Annotated in this window: 19 protein-coding genes; 2 read left to right on the forward strand and 17 right to left on the reverse strand. The window is 55.5% G+C overall.

Going from position 1 to position 21705, the window contains the following annotated elements; genetic code table 11:
* Position 1 precedes the first annotated feature (1 nt).
* The 10 genes from DI44_RS05195 to DI44_RS05150 form a co-directional block, all read right to left on the reverse strand.
* Complete coding sequence (locus tag DI44_RS05195; protein WP_011231856.1) at positions 2–676, reverse strand: response regulator transcription factor; 675 nt, start codon at positions 674–676, stop codon at positions 2–4.
* Positions 673–1650 carry a hypothetical protein gene (locus tag DI44_RS05190; protein WP_021322380.1) on the reverse strand — a complete coding sequence of 326 codons (978 nt, stop codon included), beginning with the start codon at positions 1648–1650 and terminating at the stop codon, positions 673–675. The genes DI44_RS05195 and DI44_RS05190 overlap by 4 nt, the downstream gene beginning before the upstream one ends.
* Before the next feature lie 119 nt (positions 1651–1769).
* Complete coding sequence (locus DI44_RS05185; RefSeq protein ID WP_021322379.1) at positions 1770–3113, reverse strand: dihydrolipoamide acetyltransferase family protein; 1344 nt, start codon at positions 3111–3113, stop codon at positions 1770–1772.
* Positions 3114–3237: 124 nt separating this feature from the next.
* Entirely contained in the window at positions 3238–4221 is a 984-nt protein-coding gene (locus tag DI44_RS05180; protein WP_021322378.1) for an alpha-ketoacid dehydrogenase subunit beta, read from the reverse strand.
* Positions 4222–4234: 13 nt separating this feature from the next.
* Complete coding sequence (locus tag DI44_RS05175; protein WP_011231860.1) at positions 4235–5230, reverse strand: thiamine pyrophosphate-dependent dehydrogenase E1 component subunit alpha; 996 nt, start codon at positions 5228–5230, stop codon at positions 4235–4237.
* A 69-nt stretch (positions 5231–5299) separates the two neighbouring features.
* Positions 5300–6721, reverse strand: coding sequence for a dihydrolipoyl dehydrogenase (gene lpdA / locus DI44_RS05170; protein ID WP_033025833.1), 1422 nt, complete (start codon positions 6719–6721; stop codon positions 5300–5302).
* A 30-nt stretch (positions 6722–6751) separates the two neighbouring features.
* Positions 6752–7864 carry a butyrate kinase gene (buk, locus tag DI44_RS05165; protein ID WP_011231862.1) on the reverse strand — a complete coding sequence of 371 codons (1113 nt, stop codon included), beginning with the start codon at positions 7862–7864 and terminating at the stop codon, positions 6752–6754.
* Positions 7865–7919: 55 nt separating this feature from the next.
* Entirely contained in the window at positions 7920–9023 is a 1104-nt protein-coding gene (locus DI44_RS05160) for a leucine dehydrogenase (RefSeq protein WP_011231863.1), read from the reverse strand.
* 24 nt (positions 9024–9047) lie between these two features.
* Positions 9048–9950 carry a phosphate butyryltransferase gene (gene yqiS, locus DI44_RS05155; RefSeq protein WP_023633906.1) on the reverse strand — a complete coding sequence of 301 codons (903 nt, stop codon included), beginning with the start codon at positions 9948–9950 and terminating at the stop codon, positions 9048–9050.
* Between the two features lie 137 nt (positions 9951–10087).
* A complete protein-coding gene (locus tag DI44_RS05150; RefSeq protein ID WP_033025864.1) occupies positions 10088–12151 on the reverse strand; it encodes a sigma-54-dependent Fis family transcriptional regulator in 2064 nt (687 codons plus the stop codon).
* 139 nt (positions 12152–12290) lie between these two features.
* Here DI44_RS05150 and DI44_RS05145 point away from each other — a divergent pair, with 139 nt between their 5' ends.
* Positions 12291–12539 (forward strand): DUF2627 domain-containing protein, encoded by a 249-nt coding sequence (locus DI44_RS05145; protein WP_011231866.1) that lies wholly within the window; start codon positions 12291–12293, stop codon positions 12537–12539.
* Between the two features lie 75 nt (positions 12540–12614).
* Here the strand turns inward: DI44_RS05145 and DI44_RS05140 are convergent, their stop codons facing one another.
* Positions 12615–13343 carry a glycerophosphodiester phosphodiesterase gene (locus tag DI44_RS05140; protein WP_011231867.1) on the reverse strand — a complete coding sequence of 243 codons (729 nt, stop codon included), beginning with the start codon at positions 13341–13343 and terminating at the stop codon, positions 12615–12617.
* 109 nt (positions 13344–13452) lie between these two features.
* On the opposite strand from DI44_RS05140, the gene DI44_RS18205 reads away from it, so the two are divergent.
* Positions 13453–13605, forward strand: a complete 153-nt coding sequence (locus DI44_RS18205) for a YycC family protein (RefSeq protein ID WP_011231868.1) — start codon at positions 13453–13455, stop codon at positions 13603–13605.
* Positions 13606–13756: 151 nt separating this feature from the next.
* Here DI44_RS18205 and spo0A read toward each other — a convergent pair whose 3' ends face one another.
* From spo0A to dxs, 6 genes are all read right to left on the reverse strand, one after another.
* The gene (gene spo0A / locus DI44_RS05135; RefSeq protein ID WP_171011203.1) at positions 13757–14575 is read right to left on the reverse strand and encodes a sporulation transcription factor Spo0A; all 819 of its coding nucleotides are present in this window, start codon (positions 14573–14575) and stop codon (positions 13757–13759) included.
* A 384-nt stretch (positions 14576–14959) separates the two neighbouring features.
* Positions 14960–16255, reverse strand: a complete 1296-nt coding sequence (gene spoIVB, locus DI44_RS05130; RefSeq protein WP_011231870.1) for a SpoIVB peptidase — start codon at positions 16253–16255, stop codon at positions 14960–14962.
* 273 nt (positions 16256–16528) lie between these two features.
* Positions 16529–18250 carry a DNA repair protein RecN gene (gene recN, locus DI44_RS05125; protein WP_033025834.1) on the reverse strand — a complete coding sequence of 574 codons (1722 nt, stop codon included), beginning with the start codon at positions 18248–18250 and terminating at the stop codon, positions 16529–16531.
* A gap of 126 nt (positions 18251–18376) precedes the next feature.
* Positions 18377–18826 carry a transcriptional regulator ArgR gene (argR, locus tag DI44_RS05120; protein WP_011231872.1) on the reverse strand — a complete coding sequence of 150 codons (450 nt, stop codon included), beginning with the start codon at positions 18824–18826 and terminating at the stop codon, positions 18377–18379.
* Between the two features lie 56 nt (positions 18827–18882).
* Positions 18883–19731 (reverse strand): TlyA family RNA methyltransferase, encoded by an 849-nt coding sequence (locus tag DI44_RS05115; RefSeq protein ID WP_011231873.1) that lies wholly within the window; start codon positions 19729–19731, stop codon positions 18883–18885.
* 3 nt (positions 19732–19734) lie between these two features.
* Positions 19735–21627, reverse strand: coding sequence for a 1-deoxy-D-xylulose-5-phosphate synthase (dxs, locus tag DI44_RS05110; protein ID WP_014196321.1), 1893 nt, complete (start codon positions 21625–21627; stop codon positions 19735–19737).
* Positions 21628–21705 lie beyond the last annotated feature (78 nt).

Consider the following 21705-nt stretch of genomic DNA (forward strand, 5'->3'; position numbering starts at 1 on the left):
TTCATCCCTCAAACTTGTAGCCGATGCCCCATACGGTTTGGATGTGGCGGGCGGCGTCTTTCAGCTTCATGCGCAGCGTTTTCACATGCGTATCGACCGTGCGGGCGTTTCCTGTATAATCATATCCCCACACTTTGACGAGCAAATCGTCGCGGCTGAACACCTGACCGCGGTGTTTTGCCAAAAACAGCAGCAGCTCAAACTCCTTCAACGTCAGCTTCACCGCCTCGCCGCCAACGGTCACGGTTCGTCCTTTTTCGTCGATGGCAAGGTCGCCAAATTGCAGCCGGCCGTCATTCTCGCGGACGCGCTGCACCCGGCGCAACACCGCCTCAAGGCGGGCGATGAGCTCTCCTGGGCTGAACGGTTTGACGATGTAATCGTCGCCGCCAAGCTTCAATCCTTTCACTTTATCCCATTCTTCGCCAAGCGCGGTCAAAAACAAAATCGGCACGTCCGACTGCTCGCGGATGCGGGCGCAGACGGCGAATCCGTCCTGTTTTGGCATCATGACGTCCAACAGCACGGCATCAACCGGATGTTGCGAAAGCAGCACCAGCGCTTCTTCCCCGTCCCCTGCTTCGAGGCAGCGAAAGCCGGCGTTTTCCAAATACATGCCAACGAGCAGGCGCATTTCTTCTTCATCATCGACGATTAAAACGGTTCGTTCGCTCATGTTCGTCCCTCCCGAATGAATAGCTGCAGCGGGCCGTCTCCCGTCTTCCAACGGGCGAGCGGACGCAGCGTCGCCTCATCGACCACGATGATTTCATCGCTGTCATAACTCGCAATATACAAACGGCTTCCTGCCGCTTCCATGGCAAACGGATTGGCGCCGACCAAAACGGAGTTGAGCCGCTTCCCGCTTGGCAAAAACTGATAGACCGTGTTCGAACCGTGGCTTAGCACAAACACGCCGCGGCCTGTTTCGACAAAATCAACCGGCATGACCGGGGCGGCAATCGTCCGGAGCAAGCGGCCGTCTCGAAGCGAATAGACGTGAATATTCTTCTCCACCTTGTTCCCGCTTCCATGTCCGCCGACCCACAGCTCCCCTTGCCGCTCGCGCATCAATCCGCCTAACGCCATCTTCGGCACAGAAAATGAGCGAATGACACGGAGGCGGCTCGTATCAATGACAAAGGCGCGGCCGTCTTGAAAGTCGATGGCATACAGCTCCGTTTCCTGGCGATTGACAAGCAGCGTCATCGGGGAGCGTCCGACCGAAAGGCGGGCGATCTCTTTCCCGTCCCGGCTCACAACGCGCACCGCGTGATGGGTGCTGTCGCCAAAAAACCACGTGCGGCCATCCGGAGATGGAGCAGCGCTCACAATGCCGCTTCCTATTTTCCATTCGCCAAGCAGCTTCCCACCTGCGAGATCGTACCGATACACGCGGTCAAGATCCCGCCCGTACAAAAGAAGCGTCCGGCCGTCTGGGCTCAACGCCCCGCCTTGAAACGGTTCGTTGATGTTCCAGCGGGCGATTTTGCCGCCATTTTCCGCGTTCAAAAAGGTGACCGTTTCCGCTTTGACATCGAGGCTGATGACGACGGAAAGCGAATCGACCACCGGGGGAAACGACGGATTGGCGCAGCCGCTTAGCAGAAAGAAGCAACACAACAGCATCCATACCCTCGCTCGTTTCATCTCGTTTTTCTCCTTCGCACGTTCTTTTCTGCCCTCATTATACCTCACATTTGTGAAAGAAGTTTGAAATCGCGCCACGCAAAAACCCCCACCGCCAACCGATGGCGATGGGGGAATCGTTAATAAATCGGCGTGTTGTCTTTGTTCATGTTTTCCAAAATCGCTTTGACGCGGGCGAGGAAGCGGCCGCAAATGAGGCCGTCCAAGACGCGGTGGTCGAGCGACAAACATAAGTTGACCATGTCGCGGATGGCGATCATGCCGTTTTTGACGACCGGACGTTTGACGATCGTTTCCACTTGCAAAATGGCCGCTTGCGGGTAGTTGATAATGCCCATGGACTGCACCGAGCCGAACGCGCCGGTGTTGTTGACGGTGAACGTGCCGCCCTGCATGTCTTCCGGGCGCAGTTTGCCGGCGCGCGTTTTTGCCGCCAGTTCAGCGATTTCGCGGGCGATGCCTTTGATCGTTTTTTCATCGGCGTGCTTGATGACGGGCACGAACAAGGCGTCATCCGTCGCGACGGCGATCGAGATGTTGATGTCTTTGCGTTGAATGATCTTATCGCCCGCCCACGTCGAGTTCAGCTGCGGGAATTCTTTCAGCGCTTGGGCGACCGCCTTGACGAAGAAGGCGAAATACGTCAAATTGAAGCCTTCACGCCGCTTGAACTCGTCTTTGATCGCATCGCGGTAGGCGACAAGATCGGTGACGTCGACTTCGACCATCGTCCAAGCGTGCGGCGCTTCGTGTTTGCTGCGGAGCATGTTCGCCGCAATCGCCTTGCGCACCGGGGTGACCGGAATTTCGATGTCGCCCGCTCCGGCTTCGACGTTCGGGGCCGCTGGTTTGATCGGCGCTGCCTGCGGCGCGGTTGGCGCGGCAGCGGCAGACGGTTGAGCCGCCGCGGCGGCCGGGGCCGGTTGCTCCGCTCTCGGTTCCGCTTTTGGCGCCGCTTGTTCCGCCGCCGGTGCCGCTCCCGCTTTCGGAATTTGTCCAGACTCAATGAGCTTCAGCAAATCTTTGCGCGTCACCCGCCCGCCAAGGCCGGTGCCTTTCACTTGTTCAAGGTCAATGCCATGTTCTTGGGCAAGGCGGAGCACGGCCGGCGAATAGCGGCCGTTGTTTGCCCGGCCGGCCTGTTTCGGAGCGGCTGGTTCCGCGTTGTCTTCTGCTTTCGGCGCTTCATCCGCCGGCTTCGCTTCCGGAGCCGGTGCAGCGCCTTCGACTTCGATCGTGCAAATCGGCGCGCCGACTGGGAGCGTCTCCCCTTCTTTGGCGATCAGCTCGCGAATGACGCCGGCAAACGACGACGGAATTTCCGCGCTCACTTTATCGGTGATGACTTCAGCGATCGGATCGTATTTGTTCACTTTGTCGCCCGGGGAAACGAGCCATTTGCTGATCGTGCCTTCCGTGACGCTCTCCCCAAGCTGAGGCATCGTCAATTGTTCGATGGCCACATCGATACCCTCCTATCTTCGCTGCAATGTCTTCGCCGCGGCGCCCCGGCCGCCTGCGGTTCGCCTCAAAACTTGAGAAGCTCCGCTGCGGACCGGGGTTCTCCGCTCCTCCACTGCTCCTACATTAAAACGCCGCGAGTTCACGCATCGCTTTTTCGACTTTTTCCGGGTTGACCATAAAGAACTTCTCCATCGTCGGCGCATACGGCATGGCCGGAACGTCTGGACCGGCAAGGCGCATAATCGGCGCGTCGAGATCAAACAAACAATGCTCCGCGATAATGGCGGCGACTTCGCTCATGACGCTGCCTTCTTTATTGTCTTCCGTAATGAGCAGCACTTTCCCCGTTTTGCTCGCCGCTTCGATGATCGCTTCTTTGTCAAGCGGGTAGACGGTGCGCAAATCGAGCAGATGGACGGAAATGCCGTCTTGTGCGACGCGTTCGGCCGCCTGCAAGGCAAAATGGACGCACAGCCCGTACGTGATGACCGTGATGTCCTCTCCTTCACGCTTGACATCAGCTTTGCCGATCGGCAATACGTAGTCGTCTTCCGGCACCTCTCCTTTAATGAGGCGGTAGGCGCGTTTATGCTCGAAAAAGAGCACCGGATCTTCATCGCGAATCGCCGCTTTCAATAATCCTTTTACATCATACGGCGTCGACGGCATGACGATTTTCAGCCCCGGCTGGTTGGCGAAAATCGCTTCCACCGATTGAGAATGGTACAGAGCACCGTGAACACCGCCGCCGTATGGAGCGCGGATGACGATCGGGCAGTTCCAGTCGTTGTTCGAGCGGTAGCGAATGCGCGCCGCCTCCGAAATGATTTGGTTGACCGCCGGCATGATGAAGTCGGCAAACTGAATTTCCGCGATCGGGCGCAGGCCGTACATCGCCGCGCCGATGCCGACGCCGACGATCGCCGATTCGGCAAGCGGCGTATCAATCACGCGCTCTTCGCCAAACTGCTCGTACAATCCTTGCGTCGCTTTGAACACTCCGCCTTTTCGGCCGACGTCTTCTCCTAACACAAACACGCGCGGGTCGCGCTCCATCTCTTCGCGAATTGCCATCGTAACCGCATCAATATAGGAAATAACAGGCATCGTCGATTCCCCCTTACTCCTCGGCATACACGTAGCGAAGCGCATGCTCCGGCTCGGCGTACGGAGCCTTCTCCGCGTAGTCGGTCGCTTCGTTCACTTCTTTCATGACGCGCGCTTGAATGTCCTCGTCAAGCTGGTCGGTCAAAACACCGGTTTCTTTCAAATAGTTGGCAAACGACACGATCGGGTCTTTGGCGCGCGCTTCGGCGAGCTCTTCTTCCGTCCGATAGACGCGGTGGTCATCGTCCGACGAGTGCGACGTCAGCCGGTATGTCACGGCCTCGATGAGCGTCGGCCCTTCGCCGCGGCGGGCGCGGTCGGCCGCTTCTTTCACGACTCGGTACACTTCAAGCGGATCGGTGCCGTCGACCGTATAGCCCGGCATGCCATAGCCGATGGCGCGGTCGGACACCTTTTCGCACGCGAGTTGTTTCGAAATGGGCACGGAAATGGCGTACTTGTTGTTTTCGCACATAAAGATGACTGGGAGTTTATGAACGCCGGCGAAGTTCGCCCCTTCATGGAAGTCGCCTTGGTTCGACGACCCTTCGCCGAACGTGACGAAGGCGACAAAATCTTTCTTTTCCATTTTCGCCGCCAGCGCAAAGCCAACCGCATGCGGCACTTGCGTCGTCACGGGCGATGAACCGGTGACGATCCGGTTTTTCTTTTTCCCGAAATGCCCTGGCATTTGCCGGCCGCCGGAGTTCGGGTCTTCCGCCTTGGCAAACGCCGCCAACATCAATTCTCTCGGCGTCATGCCAAACGTCAGGACAACGCCCACATCGCGGTAATACGGCAAGACATAGTCTTTCGTCCGGTCGAGGGCGAATGCCGCGCCGACTTGCGCCGCCTCCTGCCCTTGGCATGAGATGACGAACGGAATTTTCCCCGCGCGGTTTAACAGCCACATCCGCTCATCGAGCTTGCGGGCCAAGAGCATCGTTTCATACATTTCCAACACCGTGTCATCGCTTAATCCAAGCGCCTGATGACGGTTTTGCGCCATCGCAACAACCTCCCTTAGATTCACATAGTCAACCAATGATCACGCGCCGCGCGCATACGGCGAAATCGGTTAAAAATGAATAGCTTTGCCATCGACCGCCAGCGCCGCTTCCGCCATGGCCTCTGACAGCGTCGGATGCGGGTGGATCGCATGGGCCACTTCCCACGGAGCCGCATCAAGCACGCGGGCGAGCCCGGCTTCGGAAATCAAATCGGTCACGTGCGGCCCGACCATATGGACGCCAAGCAGATCGTCCGTGTTCCGGTCGGCGATGAGTTTCACAAACCCTTCCGCCTCACCGAACACAAGCGCCTTGCCAATGGCTTTAAACGGAAATTTGCCGATCTTGACATCATAGCCTTTCGCTTTCGCCTCTTGTTCGGTTAAGCCGACCGCCGCCGCTTCCGGACGGGTGTAAATGCAGCGGGGCACCATCGTATAGTCAATCGGCGCTGGGTTGTGCCCGGCCAAATGCTCAATGGCGACAATCCCTTCATGGGCAGCGACATGGGCCAGCTGCAGGCCGCCGATGACATCACCGATTGCGTAAATGTGCGATTCTTTCGTTTGGCCGAACTCGTTTGTTTGAATATATCCCTTCTCCACAACAATTTCGGTGTTTTCAAGACCAATTCCTTCAATGTTCGCCTGACGCCCGACGGAAACGAGCATCTTGTCGGCCGCAAACGTTTTCCGCTCGCCTTGATGCTCCGCTTGGATCGTGACGCCGTTTCCTTTCTCGAGCGTTTCCGCGAGCACCCGCGCTCCTGTGACGATGTTGACGCCGCGGCGGCGGAGCAGTTTTTCCATTTCTTTTGAGACATCTTCATCTTCTGTCGGCAAAATGCGATCGGCATACTCAAGCACGGTGACCTCCACACCGAAATCGTTGAGCATCGACGCCCATTCCATGCCGATGACGCCGCCCCCGACGATCAAGATAGACGACGGAAGCACCTCCATTTGCAACGCCTCATCGGACGTCATCACGAATTCGCCGTCCGGCTCGAGCCCCGGCAGCGTGCGCGGGCGCGAACCGGTGGCGATGACGACGAATTTCGGGACGAGCATTTCGTTTTCGCTGCCGTCGTTCATTTCGACCGACACCGTCCCCGGCAGCGGGGAAAAGATCGACGGGCCGAGCAGGCGGCCGGTGCCGGCGTACACATCGATTTTCCCTTTTTTCATCAAATGCTGCACGCCTTTGTGGAGCTGCTCAACAATCGCCGCTTTGCGCGCCTGCACTTTGGCAAAATCAAGGCGCACGCCGTCGGCGATGACGCCAAACGCCTCGCCGTTTTTCGTTTGTGCGTACACTTCGGCACTGCGAAGCAGCGCTTTGGACGGAATGCAGCCAGCGTGCAGGCACGTGCCGCCGAGCTTCCCTTTTTCCACAACGGCCGTTTTCAACCCGAGCTGCGAGGCGCGAATGGCGGCCACATAGCCACCCGTTCCTCCGCCGAGAATGACGACATCGTATTCTTTTGCCATCTTGCCTTCTCCTTTCTGTCCGTTGCCGCATCAGCGCCGGGCTGGAACCGGCGAAACGGCCTTGCCTGGATACACTTTTTCCTCTTCTTCGCCGCGCAGGACGCGAAGCGCGCCTTCCGCGAGCGCCTGCAGTTCGTTTTCGCCCGGATGGACGATGACATCGGCGATCCATTGCACGCGGCGAGTGATCTGTTCGACAAACGATTTGCCATACGCCAGTCCGCCGGTCAAAATGATGGCGTCGACTTTGCCGGAAAGCACGGCGCTTGCCGCACCGATTTCTTTCGCCACTTGGTACGCCATCGCCTCATACACGAGCTTGGCCTTTTCATCGCCGGCTTCGATCATTTTCTCGACTTTCACCGCATCATTCGTGCCAAGATAACCGACAAGGCCGCCGCCGCCGACGAGCATGTTCATGATCTCTTCGCGGTAATATTCACCAGAGAAGCATAAAGCAACCAAATCGCCCGCTGGCACCGTCCCGGCGCGCTCCGGGCTGAACGGGCCTTCGCCATCAAGCCCGTTGTTGACATCGACGACCCTTCCTTGCTTGTGGGCGCCGACCGTAATGCCGCCGCCCATATGGGCGACGATCAAGTTCAGTTCGTCATACCGTTTGCCGAGCTGCTTGGCGACGCGGCGCGCGACCGCTTTTTGGTTTAAGGCGTGGAAAATGCTGCGCCGCTCAATGAGCGGAAATCCGCTGATCCGGGCGATTGGATCAAGTTCATCGACGACGACCGGGTCGACGATAAACGCCGGGATGTTTAAGGCCGAGGCGATCTCATGCGCCAAAATGCCGCCGAGATTGGAGGCGTGCTGTCCCGAATAACCGCGGCGCAAATCTTCAAGCATCGCCTCATTGACGCGGTACGTACCGCCTTCGATCGGACGAAGAAGCCCGCCGCGGCCGCAGACGGCGCTCAACTTCGATAAATTGATCCCTTCTTCATCCAGTGCTTGCAAAATCGTTTGCTTGCGAAACTCATACTGGTCCGCAATCGTTTTATATTGCCGAAGCACGTCCGCCTCGTGGCGGATCGTTTTTTCGAGCAATGGCCGTTCGTTTTCAAAGACGCCGATCTTCGTTGAAGTCGAGCCTGGATTGATCGTTAAAATGCGAAACTTCTGCTCTTCCATCGTTGCTGTCCCTCCATCATCCGCCGGCGGGGCGGAAGGCCGCCCCTCGCCACTATTAGCGGGCGCGGCGGCGGCTTAAAATATGATGGCCGTTTTGCAAAAATTGGCTGCGCGCTTTGCGCATCGTTTCAATTCGTTCTTCGGCCATCCGGTCAGCGGCCACATACGTTGGAATGTTGTCACGCTTGGCGATGGCAAACACTTTTTCGATGTTGTCATAAATTTGCTCGATTTTTTTCATCGCCCGTTCACGGTTGTAGCCGTACAGCTCATCGGCGACGTTGATGACGCCGCCGGCGTTGATCACATAATCTGGTGCATAGACGATGCCCATTTCATGGATCATGTCGCCATGGCGCGGCTCTTTCAGCTGGTTGTTCGCCGAGCCGGCGATCACTTTCGCTTTCAGCTGCGGAATCGTTTGGTCGTTGATGATGCCGCCGAGCGCGCATGGAGCAAAAATGTCGCACTCCACGCCGTAAATGTCGTTCGGGTCGACCGCTTTCGCCCCAAATTCCTCGACCGCGCGCGCCACCGCTTCCTTGTTGATGTCGGTAACGATGAGTTTCGCTCCTTCTTCGTGCAAATGGCGGCATAAATGGTAGGCGACATTGCCAACCCCTTGGACGGCGACAACTTTTCCTTCAAGCGAATCGCTGCCAAACGCTTCCTTCGCCGCCGCTTTCATCCCGCGATATACGCCGTAAGCCGTGGCCGGCGACGGGTTGCCGGATGAGCCGAATTCCGGCGAAATCCCGGTGACATAGTCCGTTTCCTGATAGATGATGTCCATATCGGCAACGGTCGTGCCGACGTCTTCCGCCGTGATGTAGCGGCCGTTCAGCCCTTGAATGAACCGGCCGAACGCGCGGAACATCGCCTCGTTTTTATCTTTGCGCGGATCGCCGATGATGACCGTCTTGCCCCCGCCTAAATTAAGGCCGGCGGCCGCGTTTTTGTACGTCATGCCGCGGGCGAGGCGCAGGGCGTCTTCAAGCGCCTCTTCTTCCGAATTGTACATCCACATGCGCGTCCCGCCGAGCGCCGGGCCGAGCGTCGTGTCATGAATGACAATGATCGCCTTCAATCCGGATTCTTTGTCTTGGCAAAACAACACTTGCTCATAATCATATTTTTCCATATATTGAAACAGTTCCATCACTGATGGCCTCCTTCATCTATTTCATTTTGCTGCCGAACAAATAGCAAGCGCCAACGAATACAGTTTGCTTTCCGCCGAGTCGGCGCGCGACGTCAACACGATCGGCGCCTTCGCCCCAGCGATGACCGCGCCGACGCGTGCGTTCGCAAAATAGACGAGCGACTTATACAGCATGTTGCCGGATTCAATGTCCGGCACAAGCAAAATATCAGCCTGTCCAGCCACTTCGCTTTCAATCCGCTTATGCTTCGCCGCCGCCAGCGACACCGCGTTGTCCAACGCAAGCGGTCCGTCAACGAGGCAATGTTCGATTTGCCCCCGCTTTTGCATCATTGCGAGCGCCGCTGCATCAAGTGTTGCCGGCATGGCCGGATTGACCGTCTCCACCGCCGCCAGCGCCGCGACTTTCGGGCGCTCGATGCCGATGGAGCGCGCGATGCTGACGGCGTTGTTGACAATTTGCACCTTTTGCTCCAAATCCGGAGCGATGTTCATCGCCGCGTCGGTGACGATGACAAATCGTTCAAACTCCGGCACCTCAAAAACAGCGACATGGGACAACACCTTCCCAGCGCGCAACCCATACTCCTTGTTCAAGACCGCTTTCAGCAGCGTTGCCGTCGGCACATGCCCTTTCATCAACGCATCCGCCTCGTTCAAATGGACGGCGCGCACGGCAAGCTCTGCGGCTTGCCCGATCGAATTCGCATGAACGACATCGACGTCGGAAAAGCGGGCGCATCCTTTTTCCTTCAACAGCCGTCCGAGCCGCTCCCGATCGCCATAAAGCACAAAGCGTCCGAGACGGTGTTCGAGCGCCATCGCCACCGCTTCAATCACTTCTTCATCTTCCGCCGCCGCCACGGCCACCGTCCGGTCCTGGCATTGTCTTGCTTCTTGCACTAACGATTCAAGCTTCATCATCTGCACCAACCTTTTCTGCAAATCGTGCGGCACAGTCTTTTTATGCAAAAACTGTGCCAACCAAAAATGACTGAAAGCGCTTTAAAACACACTACCTTCGCAAACAGATATGTGCAATATTCTTCACTCCGCGCAAATTATTGCATGATATTTTTGTCAAGCCCGTATTTCTCCAGCTTGTAATATAAATTGCGCACCGAAATGCCAAGCGCCCGGGCCGCCGCTGTTTTATTGCCGCGATGGCGGCGAAGCGCCTGCTCAATCAAGCTCGCTTCGTATCGGCTCACCATTTCCTCAAGCGGCCGAATCTCCTCTTCCGTTTCCACTCGATGAGCCGGCACTGACGAAGGCGAAGCGAGCGGCGGCAAATGCGTCGCATCGATCATCACTTCATGAAATTTCATGAAAATCATCGCCCGCCCGAGCACATTTTCGAGCTCGCGGACATTTCCCGGCCAATCATAGGCAAGAAGCTTCGCCATCGCTTCATCCGTGACACCTTCGACGTTGCGCCCGTAATCTTGGTTCAGTTTCTGGATCAAACGCCGGCAAAGAGCTGGAATGTCTTCCTTGCGGGCACGCAGCGGTGGAATATAAATCGGCATCCGATTGAGCCGATAGTATAAGTCTTCGCGAAAGGCGCCTTCGGCAATCGCTTTTTCAAGGTTGACGTTCGTGGCGGCGATGACGCGGACGTTGATCGGGATCGGCTTCGTCCCGCCGACGCGGACGATCTCCCGCTCCTGCAAGACGCGGAGCAGCTTCGCCTGCGTGCTGGCCGACAGTTCGCCGATTTCGTCAAGGAAAATGCTTCCGTTGTTTGCTTCTTCAAACAGCCCTCGCTTGCCTCCGCGCCGCGCGCCGGAAAACGCTCCTTCCTCATAGCCAAACAGTTCGCTTTCCAATAATGTTTCCGGAATGGCCGCGCAGTTGACGCGGATAAACTTGTTATACTTTCGGTCGCTCGCGTTGTGAATGGCGTGGGCGAACAGCTCCTTGCCCGTCCCTGATTCCCCCCGCAGCAAAATCGTCGCCGGTGTTTTCGCCGCCAGCTTCGCCTGCTCGATGGCAACCTTCATCTCTTCCGACTCGCCGACGATGTCGGCAAACGAATATTTCGCCTCGAGCGTGCGGATGATTTGCCGCGCCCGATTGAGCTCAGTCGTCAGCCGCTGAATTTCTGACACATCATGAATGACGCCGACGCTCCCTTTCAATACGCCATCAACAATAATCGGCGCAACATTGACGATGACATCCCGGTTTTTCGGGCCGACTTTCATGCGCGCTCCGCGCACCGGGCGGCGCGTTTTCAATACTTGCATATGCATGCTTTCCCCTTCGGCGATGTCGGCGGTCGCCGGTTTGCCGATGACGTCTTCCTCTGTCAAACCGGTGAGCCGTGTATACGCCGGGTTGATCAAAATACCGTTCCCATTTTCATCGACGACGGAAATCGCCTCTTCCGACGAATAGATGATCGCTTCGAGCATCATGCGGACTTCTTTTAAGTCGGTGATTTCTTCCGCCAAAGCGACAAGCTCGGTGATGTCCTTGAATACCGCGAGCGCCCCAAACAGTTTGCCATTGTCATCGATGATCGGGATGCGGGTGGTGATCAATTTTTTTCCATTGGCCAGCTCCACTTCTTGATGAAACTCCGTCTGCCTCGTTTCGAGCACGCGCGGCAAGCCGCTTGACGGCAGAACGGTCAAAATATGCTTGCCGATCACTTTGTCTTTATCGACTTCAAGCAGCTCCGCCGCGCTTTGATTCATATCGGTAATGTAACCATATTCATCAACGACAATCATGCCATCGTGGGACGAATGAAAGATGAGCGCGCGCCGAGCCACTTCGCTTTTCAATTTGGCGATGAGCGCTTCTTTTTCTTCAACGAGCTCGGCCATCATCTGCGCGACTGCACTTGGGACAATATTGGCTCCCTCTGGCGCCAATCGACGGATTTCCTCAAGGACATCCGCCCTGCCCGTCGTTTCAATGATCAAATCAAGCGGCTCGGCCATCCATGGACGCCAGTCGCTCGCAGCAGCGATGCCCCATTTTTGCGCCAGTTGCACCCCCGGAGCTTGTTCATCGACGTCAACAACCGCCACAACGTCAAATCCCGACGCCCCGTGAAGCAGCTTCAAAAGCGACATTCCGCGCGAGTCAGCCCCAATGATCATCACTTTTTTCATGTCCATTCACCACACTTTATAGTATGCCAATTTTTGCAGACACTTTTATCATACTTGATTTGCTCTTTCCTTGACAAACGCCCAATAACCGCTATGATAGTCGATAAGGCTACTCTTTTCGGAAAGGAACGCGATCGCGATGGGGCGAATGATTGCGCTGTTGATTTTAGTCATTCCCGGGCTTGGAGCGGCGCTTGGCATCAAATGGATGCGCGATGCGTTGTTTGGCATCAACGGGCCGCTGTTTTCTGCCTTATGGCTGCAATTTCTCGCCGGGCTCGCGCTGTTTGCCGCTGGGCTGGCGTTTCTCGGCGGTTTTTTGCTGCACCGCGACCGGAAACGCAACAAAGTGCAGGCGCGTTTTCAACGAAAACGAAAAACGCCTTGACCCGGAACGTTGATGCCTATTACACTGGGAAAACATCCATTTCAAGGCAAACAAAAAATGCCTTAACGTCTCTCGTTAAGGCGTTTTCTCTTTCCATTGCTTCGCTTGGCGCGGGTAGTCGGTGAAGACGGCGTCAACGCCATAAGCAAACATCGTTTTCATCACATTTCGCTTATTTACCGTAAACGGGCGGACCGCCACCCCGCGCCGCCGCGCTTCGGCGGCAAATTCCGCCGTCACCGTCCGATAGTGCGGATGCACCCCGTCGGCGTTCATGGCACGCACATACGTCCATGGGGCATACAGCGGCTCAATGTACAAGAGCGCCGTCTCGATTTCCGGTGCAAGCGTTCGGCAAAGGCGCATGCTATGGTGATTGAACGATGACAAAATCGTCCGCTTCTCAAGCCCATAGCGGCGCACGAGGGAGATCGTTTTTTGCTCAAGCGTTTCGTAGGCGATGAGGCTATTTTTCAGCTCGATGTTGACCGCCATCCGTGTTGATGACAGCCAAGCAAGCACTTCCTCAAGATGCGGAATCGGACAATGGCCGTGTTTGCCGTCCCACATGGCCGCCGCGTTCAATCGGCGCAGTTCGCGGTACGTGATGTCTTTCACCCAGCCGCTGCCGTCCGTCGTCCGGTCGACCGTTTCGTCATGAATGACGACCACTTCGCCGTCTTTTGTGAGCTGCACATCCAATTCAATGCCGTCCGCTCCCGCTTTTTCCGCCTCGATAAACGCCGCCATCGTATTTTCCGGGTGCGTCCCCGCCGCCCCGCGGTGGGCAAAAATCAATGTCATTCTGCCTTCTTCCTTTCGCATTTATTCGCCGTTCAGCCAACGAGCTGGCCGAAACCGGCGGTCGTTCGTTATACTAAAAATAATACTATGAACAAACGAGGTGGAGATGATGCAGCCGTTGAAAATTTCGCTGGAAACAGCGCAAAAGCTGGCCAAAGCGCTCGGCGTGCCGATCGAGCAGATCATGCATATGCCGCCGCACATTTTGGTGAACAAGCTGCTGGAATTGGAGAAAAAAGAAAAAGAAAACGACCCATCTTAACCGTCTGGCCCTTGGCGGTAAAGCCGCCTCTGTGCACCACACCGGCGCAAGCCACGTTCCCCCTTTTTTCGTTCCAGCAAGCCGCCAAACGGCAAAAAAGACGCCCCCGATTGCGGAGCGTCTTGCCGCTTTGGCTATCATTCGTTTTCCGTTACGATGCTTTATGCTCAAGCCGGAGCTTATCGGCCACCATGGCGATGAATTCCGAGTTTGTCGGCTTTGCCTTCGAGACGCTCACCGTATAGCCGAACAGCGAGGAAATCGATTCGAGGTTGCCGCGGCTCCAAGCGACTTCGATCGCATGGCGAATGGCGCGCTCGACGCGGCTGGCCGTCGTGTTGTATTTTTTCGCGATGTCCGGATAGAGCACTTTCGTGATGGAGCCGAGCAGTTCGATGTCGTGGTACACCATCGCGATCGCTTCGCGCAAGTACAGATAGCCTTTAATATGCGCCGGGACGCCGATTTCATGGATGATGCTCGTAATGCTCGCATCCAAATTTTTCGGTTTGTTGTCGCGCGCCTGGTAGGCAGAGCCGGTTTTTCTGACCATCGGCGCCGTTTTGCCATGAATCTGCCGAATGTGATGGACCAAATTCTCCATGTCGAACGGTTTTAAAATGAAGTAGGAAGCGCCGAGTTCCACTGCCTTTTTCGTGACATCCTCCTGGCCGAACGCCGTCAGCATAATGACGCTCGGCTGATGCTCACAACCTGCGCGGACTTTCTCAAGCACAGCCAACCCATCCAAGTGCGGCATAATGATGTCCAGAAGCAAAATATCCGGCCGCTTTTCCTCGAGCATATGAAGGCAATCTTGGCCGTTATACGCCGTGCCAATCACTTCCATGTCCGGCTGACTCGAGATATATTCGTCAAGCAATGTCACCAATTCGCGGTTATCATCGGCAATGCACACCTTAATGCTCAAAACGATCGTCCTCCTCCACTTTTTCTTGCTATGTAACATTCCATTAACGTACATTCGACAACAGCGGCAAAAAATCCTTTTATTTTTCAAAAAATAAAAATTATAACAAAAAACGAGCTCATTAGACAATATTCGTTTTCACCAGCGATGCGTTTGTCGAAAAATCTTTACACATTTCATTTTAATGGATGTTTCACCAAATATCTATGCCAAACCGGCAAAATTTTTGCCGCCTTTTTTGAAAAATTTTTAGTGGCAGCCTAACCAATATGGCGGAATCAATCAAGCCGCTCACAGCATTTCGAAACATTGACCTTGGGATGATCAGGAAGAGATGAATGGTGACCAAATCATCACTCGTCATTTCACCAAATATACGCAAGAATCGAATGTTGGCTGCCGGGAAAAAGCGAGCCGACTTTGTCAGCTCGCTTTCTTTTGTTTGCCGTATAGATCGATGCCTGCCTCTTGCAGCATCCACTCAATGTGGACGCCATAGCCGGATGTCGGATCGTTCACGAAAACGTGCGTCACTGCGCCGACAAGTTTTCCATCCTGAATGATCGGACTGCCGCTCATCCCTTGGACGATGCCCCCTGTTTTCTTTAACAAGCGCGGGTCCGTGACGCGAATCACGAGGCCTTTGGTCGCCGGAAATTTCTGCGGAATGGTGCTGACAATTTCCACGTCAAACTGCTCGACTTTGTCGTTTTCCACCACTGTCAATATTTTTGCCGGTCCTTCTTTCACTTGGTTCGCCAAGGCAACCGGGATCGGTTTTGTGAACGGACCGTTCGGCAGTGGTTTGATCAGCTTGCCGAAAATGCCAAACGGGCTGTTGGTGGTGATCGTGCCGATCACTTCTTCGCCGTCGGAAAAGCGGGCTAATTTTTCACCTGGATTGCCGCTCGTCCCTTTTTCGATCGATGTGACGGTCGAGCGCATAATTTGCCCGTTTTGCACGACAATCGGCTTTTTCGTATCCATGTCAGAGATGACATGGCCAAGTGCGCCATATGTTTTTGATTTGGGGTCGTAAAATGTCATCGTCCCGATGCCGGCGGCCGAATCGCGAATGTACAGGCCGATGCGGTACACATCGTCATGCTTGTCTCTCAGCGGAACGAGCTTCACCGTCATGGAGTGCTGATCGCGCAGAATTTTTAGATGAAGCGGTTTTCCCGTTTTGCCGGCCTCCTCGATGAAAGGGGAAAGGTCGCTCATGTTTTCGATTTTTTGGCCGTTAATGCCGATAATGATGTCGCCGACTTGAATGCCGGCTGCCTCTCCCGGCGATTTTTTCCCGTTTTCGGTTTCGACAAGGTGGTAACCGACGACAAGAACGCCGACGGTATTGAGCTTGACGCCGATCGATTGTCCGCCGGGAATGACTTTGAGCGTCGGCAGCACGTTGACATCCACTTGCTTGATCGGCATTCCGGCAACCTGCAACATCATCGTTTCATGTCCGCGGCGTTTCGCCTTTACAGACAGAGAACCGTTTTTTCGCTCAATATTGAGCGTTTCGGGAGCGTTTCGGTCATTGACGGCCGCTTGCACGGGAAGGGAAGCGGCAGGAAATTCAACCGCATCGCCTTCAAACAGGACAAGCTGCTTCGGAATTTGCCAATATTCCTTCATCGGTTTGGAAAAGGCGATGGCCGTCAATATACCAAGGAGAAGCACTCCTGCGATTTTTCGCGCCGTTTCTTTATTCAATGTCGTCCACTCTCCTCGCTCCCGCCTACACCATGCAAAAACGGTTACAGTTTTAATTTTGCCTGAACCGGGGAAAATATAATCGCCCTGTCGATAAAAAAGCTGCCCGGAATTGGATGGACTTGCATCCGGACAGCCGCGCGGCTTTTTGCTTATCTTTATGAAACACCGTAGTTCTCTTAAGGAAAGCGGGCGCCAAGGCAGAACAGGCAGGCGGAATCGGCCCGCTTTGAGAGGGATGCGCCTCCCCTCGACGAACAGGGGAAACAGGAATCAATGTTTCATTTTCGCCGCCAGTTCCAACAGCTCTTTGGCATGCCGTTTCGTCAATTCCGTCATCTCGACGCCGGAAATCATCCGCCCGATTTCTTTCACTTTCTCCTCCTCATTGAGCTTCCTCACGACTGTTTTCGTCCGTTCCCCATCCGTCTCTTTGGCGATCAACAAGTGCGTGTCCGCCATCGCAGCGACTTGCGGCAGATGGGAAATGCAAAGCACTTGCGACTGGCTGGCGATGCGGTAAATTTTTTCCGCCATTGCCTGGGCGACGCGTCCGCTGACACCGGTGTCGACCTCATCAAAAACAATCGACGTCACTCCTTGATGTTTGGAAAAAATCGTTTTCAACGCCAGCATAATGCGCGACAGCTCGCCGCCGGAAGCGACTTTGACGAGCGGTTTTAACGGCTCGCCGACGTTCGTCGAAATGTAAAACTCGACGACATCGATGCCATCTTCTTGGAACCTAACCGGCACGCCGTCGACCAAGGGAGCGTCAAGCGATCCTTCGCGCTTGGCAAATACGATGTCAAATTTCGTTTTGTCCATGTACAAGTCTTTCAGTTCTTGATGAATGCGCTCAATCAGGCGCCGGGCATATGTTTGCCGAACAGCGGTGACGTTTTTCGCCTCCGTGAGCAACTCGTCCGTCACCAGAGCGAGCTGCTGCGTAAGCTCATGCACATGCGTTTCGCGATTTTCGATTGTCTCGATTTCCTCGGCGATCGTCTCGGCATAGTGCAAAATATCGGCGATCGTCGCCCCGTATTTTCGTTTGAGCTGCCCGATTTCCGCGAGACGGCTTTCAATGGCATCGAGCCGCTCTGGGTCGTATTCCATCTCCTCAATTTGATCGCGCAGCTTGTACATGACTTCCTCGAGCAAATAGTAGCAGTTCGCCGTCGTTTCATGCGCATCTTTGAGCGCTGCATCCATGCCTGCGACGTCATCGAGATGGCGCATCGCCTCCCCGATGGAATCAAGCCCGCGTCCCTCTCCGGAGAGGGCCTCATAGCTTTTCTGCAGCGCGGTATAAATTTTTTGAAAATTGACGATGCGAACTTTTTCCTCCATCAGCCGCTCGTCCTCGCCCGGCTCGAGCGCCGCCTGCTCGATTTCACGCAGCTGAAACGTCAGCAAATCAAGCCGGTGCGCCATTTGCTGTTCATTTTCGCTCAGCTTTTTCAATTTGTTTCCGAGCTCCTCATACCGCTCGTAGACGGCGCGGTAGCGAGCAAGCGCCTCTGCCGCCTCTAGGCCGCCGAACTCGTCTAAAAGCGGCAGATGGCGGGACGGATCCATCAGTTCTTGATGTTCATGCTGGCCGTGAATATCAACAAGCGTCGCCCCGATGTCGCGCAGCACCGCCGTCGTGACGAGCTTGCCGTTAATGCGGCAGACGCTTTTGCCGTTGGCGAAAATATCGCGGCGCAACACGATCATGCCGTCGCTGGCGTCGATGCCAACGTCTGCGCATTTTTGCCAGCACGGATGGCGGTCATCATCAAGCAAAAACAGCCCTTCGATTTCCGCCTTTTCCGCTCCAAAGCGGACAAATTCAGCGGAGCCGCGTCCGCCGATCAACAAATGAATCGCGTCGATGATGATCGATTTGCCGGCTCCCGTTTCGCCGGTTAACACCGTCAGCCCTTTGTCAAACGACAACGAGAGCGACTCGATAATGGCGAAATTTTTAATCGACAGCTCGGCGAGCATTTCACCACTCCTTGCCTGTCCGATTAATTCCACTTTTGATTATAGCACGTATGTTCGGATTTGCAAACGAGGACCGCCCTGTCGTTCCGTCCTTGAACGTGGAACGGAAGCTGGGCCGGTCCTCGCCTAGAGCATGGACAACAGCTGGTCGGACACTTTTTCCGCATCTTTCGGAGTACGGCAGATGATCAGGCACGTATCGTCGCCGCAAATCGTACCGACGATTTCGTTCCAATCCAAATTGTCGAGCAAGACGCCGACGGCATGGGCGTTGCCCGGCAGCGTCCGCAACACAAGCAAGTTGCCCGTTCCGTCAAGCTTCACAAACACATCAACAAGCGCCCGCTTCAGCTTTTGCAACGGATTGAAGCGCTGGTCGGACGGAAGGCTGTACTTGTAGCGGCCGTTGGCCATCGGCACTTTGACGAGCTGCATTTCTTTAATGTCGCGCGAGACGGTCGCCTGGGTGACGTTAAAGCCAGCTTCTCTCAGCCGGTCGACAAGCTCGTCTTGCGTTTCAATGTCATGGTTCATAATGATTTCGCGAATTTTAATATGCCTTTGCCCTTTGTTCACATTGCGCCACCTCCCCGCTTTTCAAAGTGCAGAGCAGATTGTCCGTCCCGCCGACGCTATTTGCCGCTTGGCTCCACGCTCCCCGCCCGCAATCGGGCATGCGCCTCGCTCACCACGTCGGCGACGGATGCTGGCAGTCGGTTTTCTCCCTCCCGGTTTCCTCCAGGATAGGCAGCATGAAGCAAAAATTCAATATTGCCGTCGCCGCCGGTAATCGGTGAATACGTTAAATGAAGAACATCGAACCCTTCCGCGCAGGCGAATTGAATGATCGATTCGAGCACTTCCTCGTGAATGTTCGGATCGCGGATGATCCCTTTTTTGCCGACCTTTTCCTTGCCGGCTTCAAACTGCGGCTTGACGAGAGCAATCACATCGCCGCCCGGCACCATGACCGTCTTGACGACCGGCAAAATGAGCCGCAGCGAAATAAACGAGACATCGATGACAGCTACTTCCGGCAGCCCTTTCGTAAACTGATCCGGCGTCACGTAGCGGAAGTTCGTCCGCTCCATTACAACGACGCGCTCGTCTTGACGCAGCTTCCAGGCAAGCTGGTTGTAGCCGACATCGACGGCATACGTCAGCTTCGCCCCATGCTGCAAGGCGCAGTCGGTGAAACCGCCGGTCGACGCGCCGATGTCAAGAACAATTTTATTTTCCACGCGAATATGAAACTCGCGCAACGCTTTTTCCAGTTTCAACCCACCGCGGCTGACGTACGGAAGCGGGTTGCCTTTCACCTCAAGCGGAATGTCAACCGGCACTTTTTCCCCGGGCTTATCGAGTCGAACGTCGTTTGAATAGACAAGCCCGGCCATGATCGCTCGCTTCGCCTTTTCCCGCGTTTCCGCCAGCCCTCGTTCGACAAGCAGCACATCGAGCCGTTCTTTTTTTCCTTTCATGTCTCAAGCCCTTTTCTGTTTTCTTGGCACCATCGTTTTGATGCGGTCGATGATATGGGTCGACGTCAGCCCGATTTCATTGAGCAGCTCGCTGACGCTTCCATGTTCGATAAAGCGGTCCGGGATGCCCATCCGTTCGATGACCGCTCCGTGATAACCATGATCATGAGCAAACTCCAACACAGCACTGCCAAAGCCGCCTTGCAGCACCGCCTCTTCGACCGTTAAGATCGGCAGGCGGCTCTCAAGCAGTTCGTGAAGCATCGCCACGTCCATCGGCTTCAAAAAGCGAGCGTTGACGACTTTCACCGATATGCCGTCTTTCGCCAGCTCGTCGGCCGCCTTAAGCGCCATCGAAATCGTCGTGCCAAACGTCAAAATCGCCGCATCGCAGCCGTCGCGCAACACTTCCCACGTGCCGATTGGGATTTCTTTCAGCTCCTCATCAAGCGGTACGCCAAGCCCGTTGCCGCGCGGGAAACGCATGGCGATTGGCCCGTCGTCGTAGCGGATGGCGGTGTACACCATGTGCTGTCCTTCGTTTTCGTCTTTTGGCATCATCAACACCAAATTCGGCACATGGCGCAAAAAGGCGATGTCAAACACCCCTTGGTGCGTTTCGCCGTCCGCCCCGACCAACCCAGCACGGTCAATGGCGAAAAAGACATTTAAGTTTTGCCGGCATACATCATGGACGACTTGGTCATAGGCGCGCTGCAAAAATGTCGAATAAATGGCCAAAAACGGTTTCATCCCTTGCGTCGCCAATCCAGCCGCGAGCGTTGTCGCGTGCTGCTCGGCGATGCCAACATCAAACATCCGATCTGGAAACTCGCTTGCGAACCCTTCCAGCTTCGAGCCGACCGGCATCGCCGGCGTAATCGCGACGATGCGCGGGTCGGTGCGAGCGAGCCGGCGCACGGTTTCGCTGACAAGCGCGCTCCATGACGGACCGGCCTCTTTCGTTTTGACAAAAGCGCCGGTTTCGATTTTGTACGGCCCTGTGCCGTGCCATGTGCCGACTTTGTCGTTTTCCGCCGGACTGTATCCTTTCCCTTTCTTCGTGATGACATGCACAAGCACCGGACCTTTCATCTTCTTCGCATAGCGCAAGTTCTCAAACAAATCCTCAAAATCGTGGCCGTCGACCGGGCCTAAATACGTAAACCCGAGCTCTTCGAAAAACACGCCGGAGACAAGCAAATATTTCAAGCTGTCTTTCAGCCGCTCGGCCGTCGCCGCCAGCTTGCCGCCGACCGCTGGGATGCGCTTGAGCAGCAGCTCCAGTTCATCTTTCACCCACTGGTATTTGCCGGCGGTGCGCAACCGACCGAGGATGTTGTGCAACGCGCCGACGTTCGGGGCGATCGACATTTCATTGTCGTTTAAGATGACAATCATATCCGTTTTCTCATGCCCGATATGGTTGAGCGCCTCAAGCGCCATGCCGCCGGTGAGCGCCCCGTCGCCGATGATCGGCACGATGTATTCATCCGTCCCTTTCAAATCACGGGCGATCGCCATTCCCATCGCCGCCGACAGCGACGTCGAGCTATGGCCCGTTTCCCACACGTCATGCTCGCTTTCGCTCCGTTTCGGGAACCCGGACAGCCCCTTGTATTGGCGGAGCGTGTCAAACGCGGCGGCGCGTCCGGTCAAAATTTTATGCACGTATGACTGGTGTCCGACATCCCAAATGAGCTTGTCTTTTGGGCTGTCGAATTCGCGGTGGAGGGCGATCGTCAGCTCGACGACCCCTAAGTTCGGGCCGATATGTCCGCCCGTTTTCGACAACTTCTCAATTAAAAACCGCCGAATCTCGGCGCTTAACCGTTTCAGCTCAGGAATGGACATGTTTTTGACAACGCGCGGATGGTCAATTTTTGTCAAGTCCAACAAAGATCACTCGCTTTCATTCTGTCGTTCTCCGAGCCGTTTCTCCTCGTACAGGTAGTATTATTATACATGATCCGG

Source organism: Geobacillus sp. CAMR5420, assembly GCF_000691465.1.
GTDB classification, from domain to species: Bacteria; Bacillota; Bacilli; order Bacillales; family Anoxybacillaceae; genus Geobacillus; species Geobacillus thermoleovorans.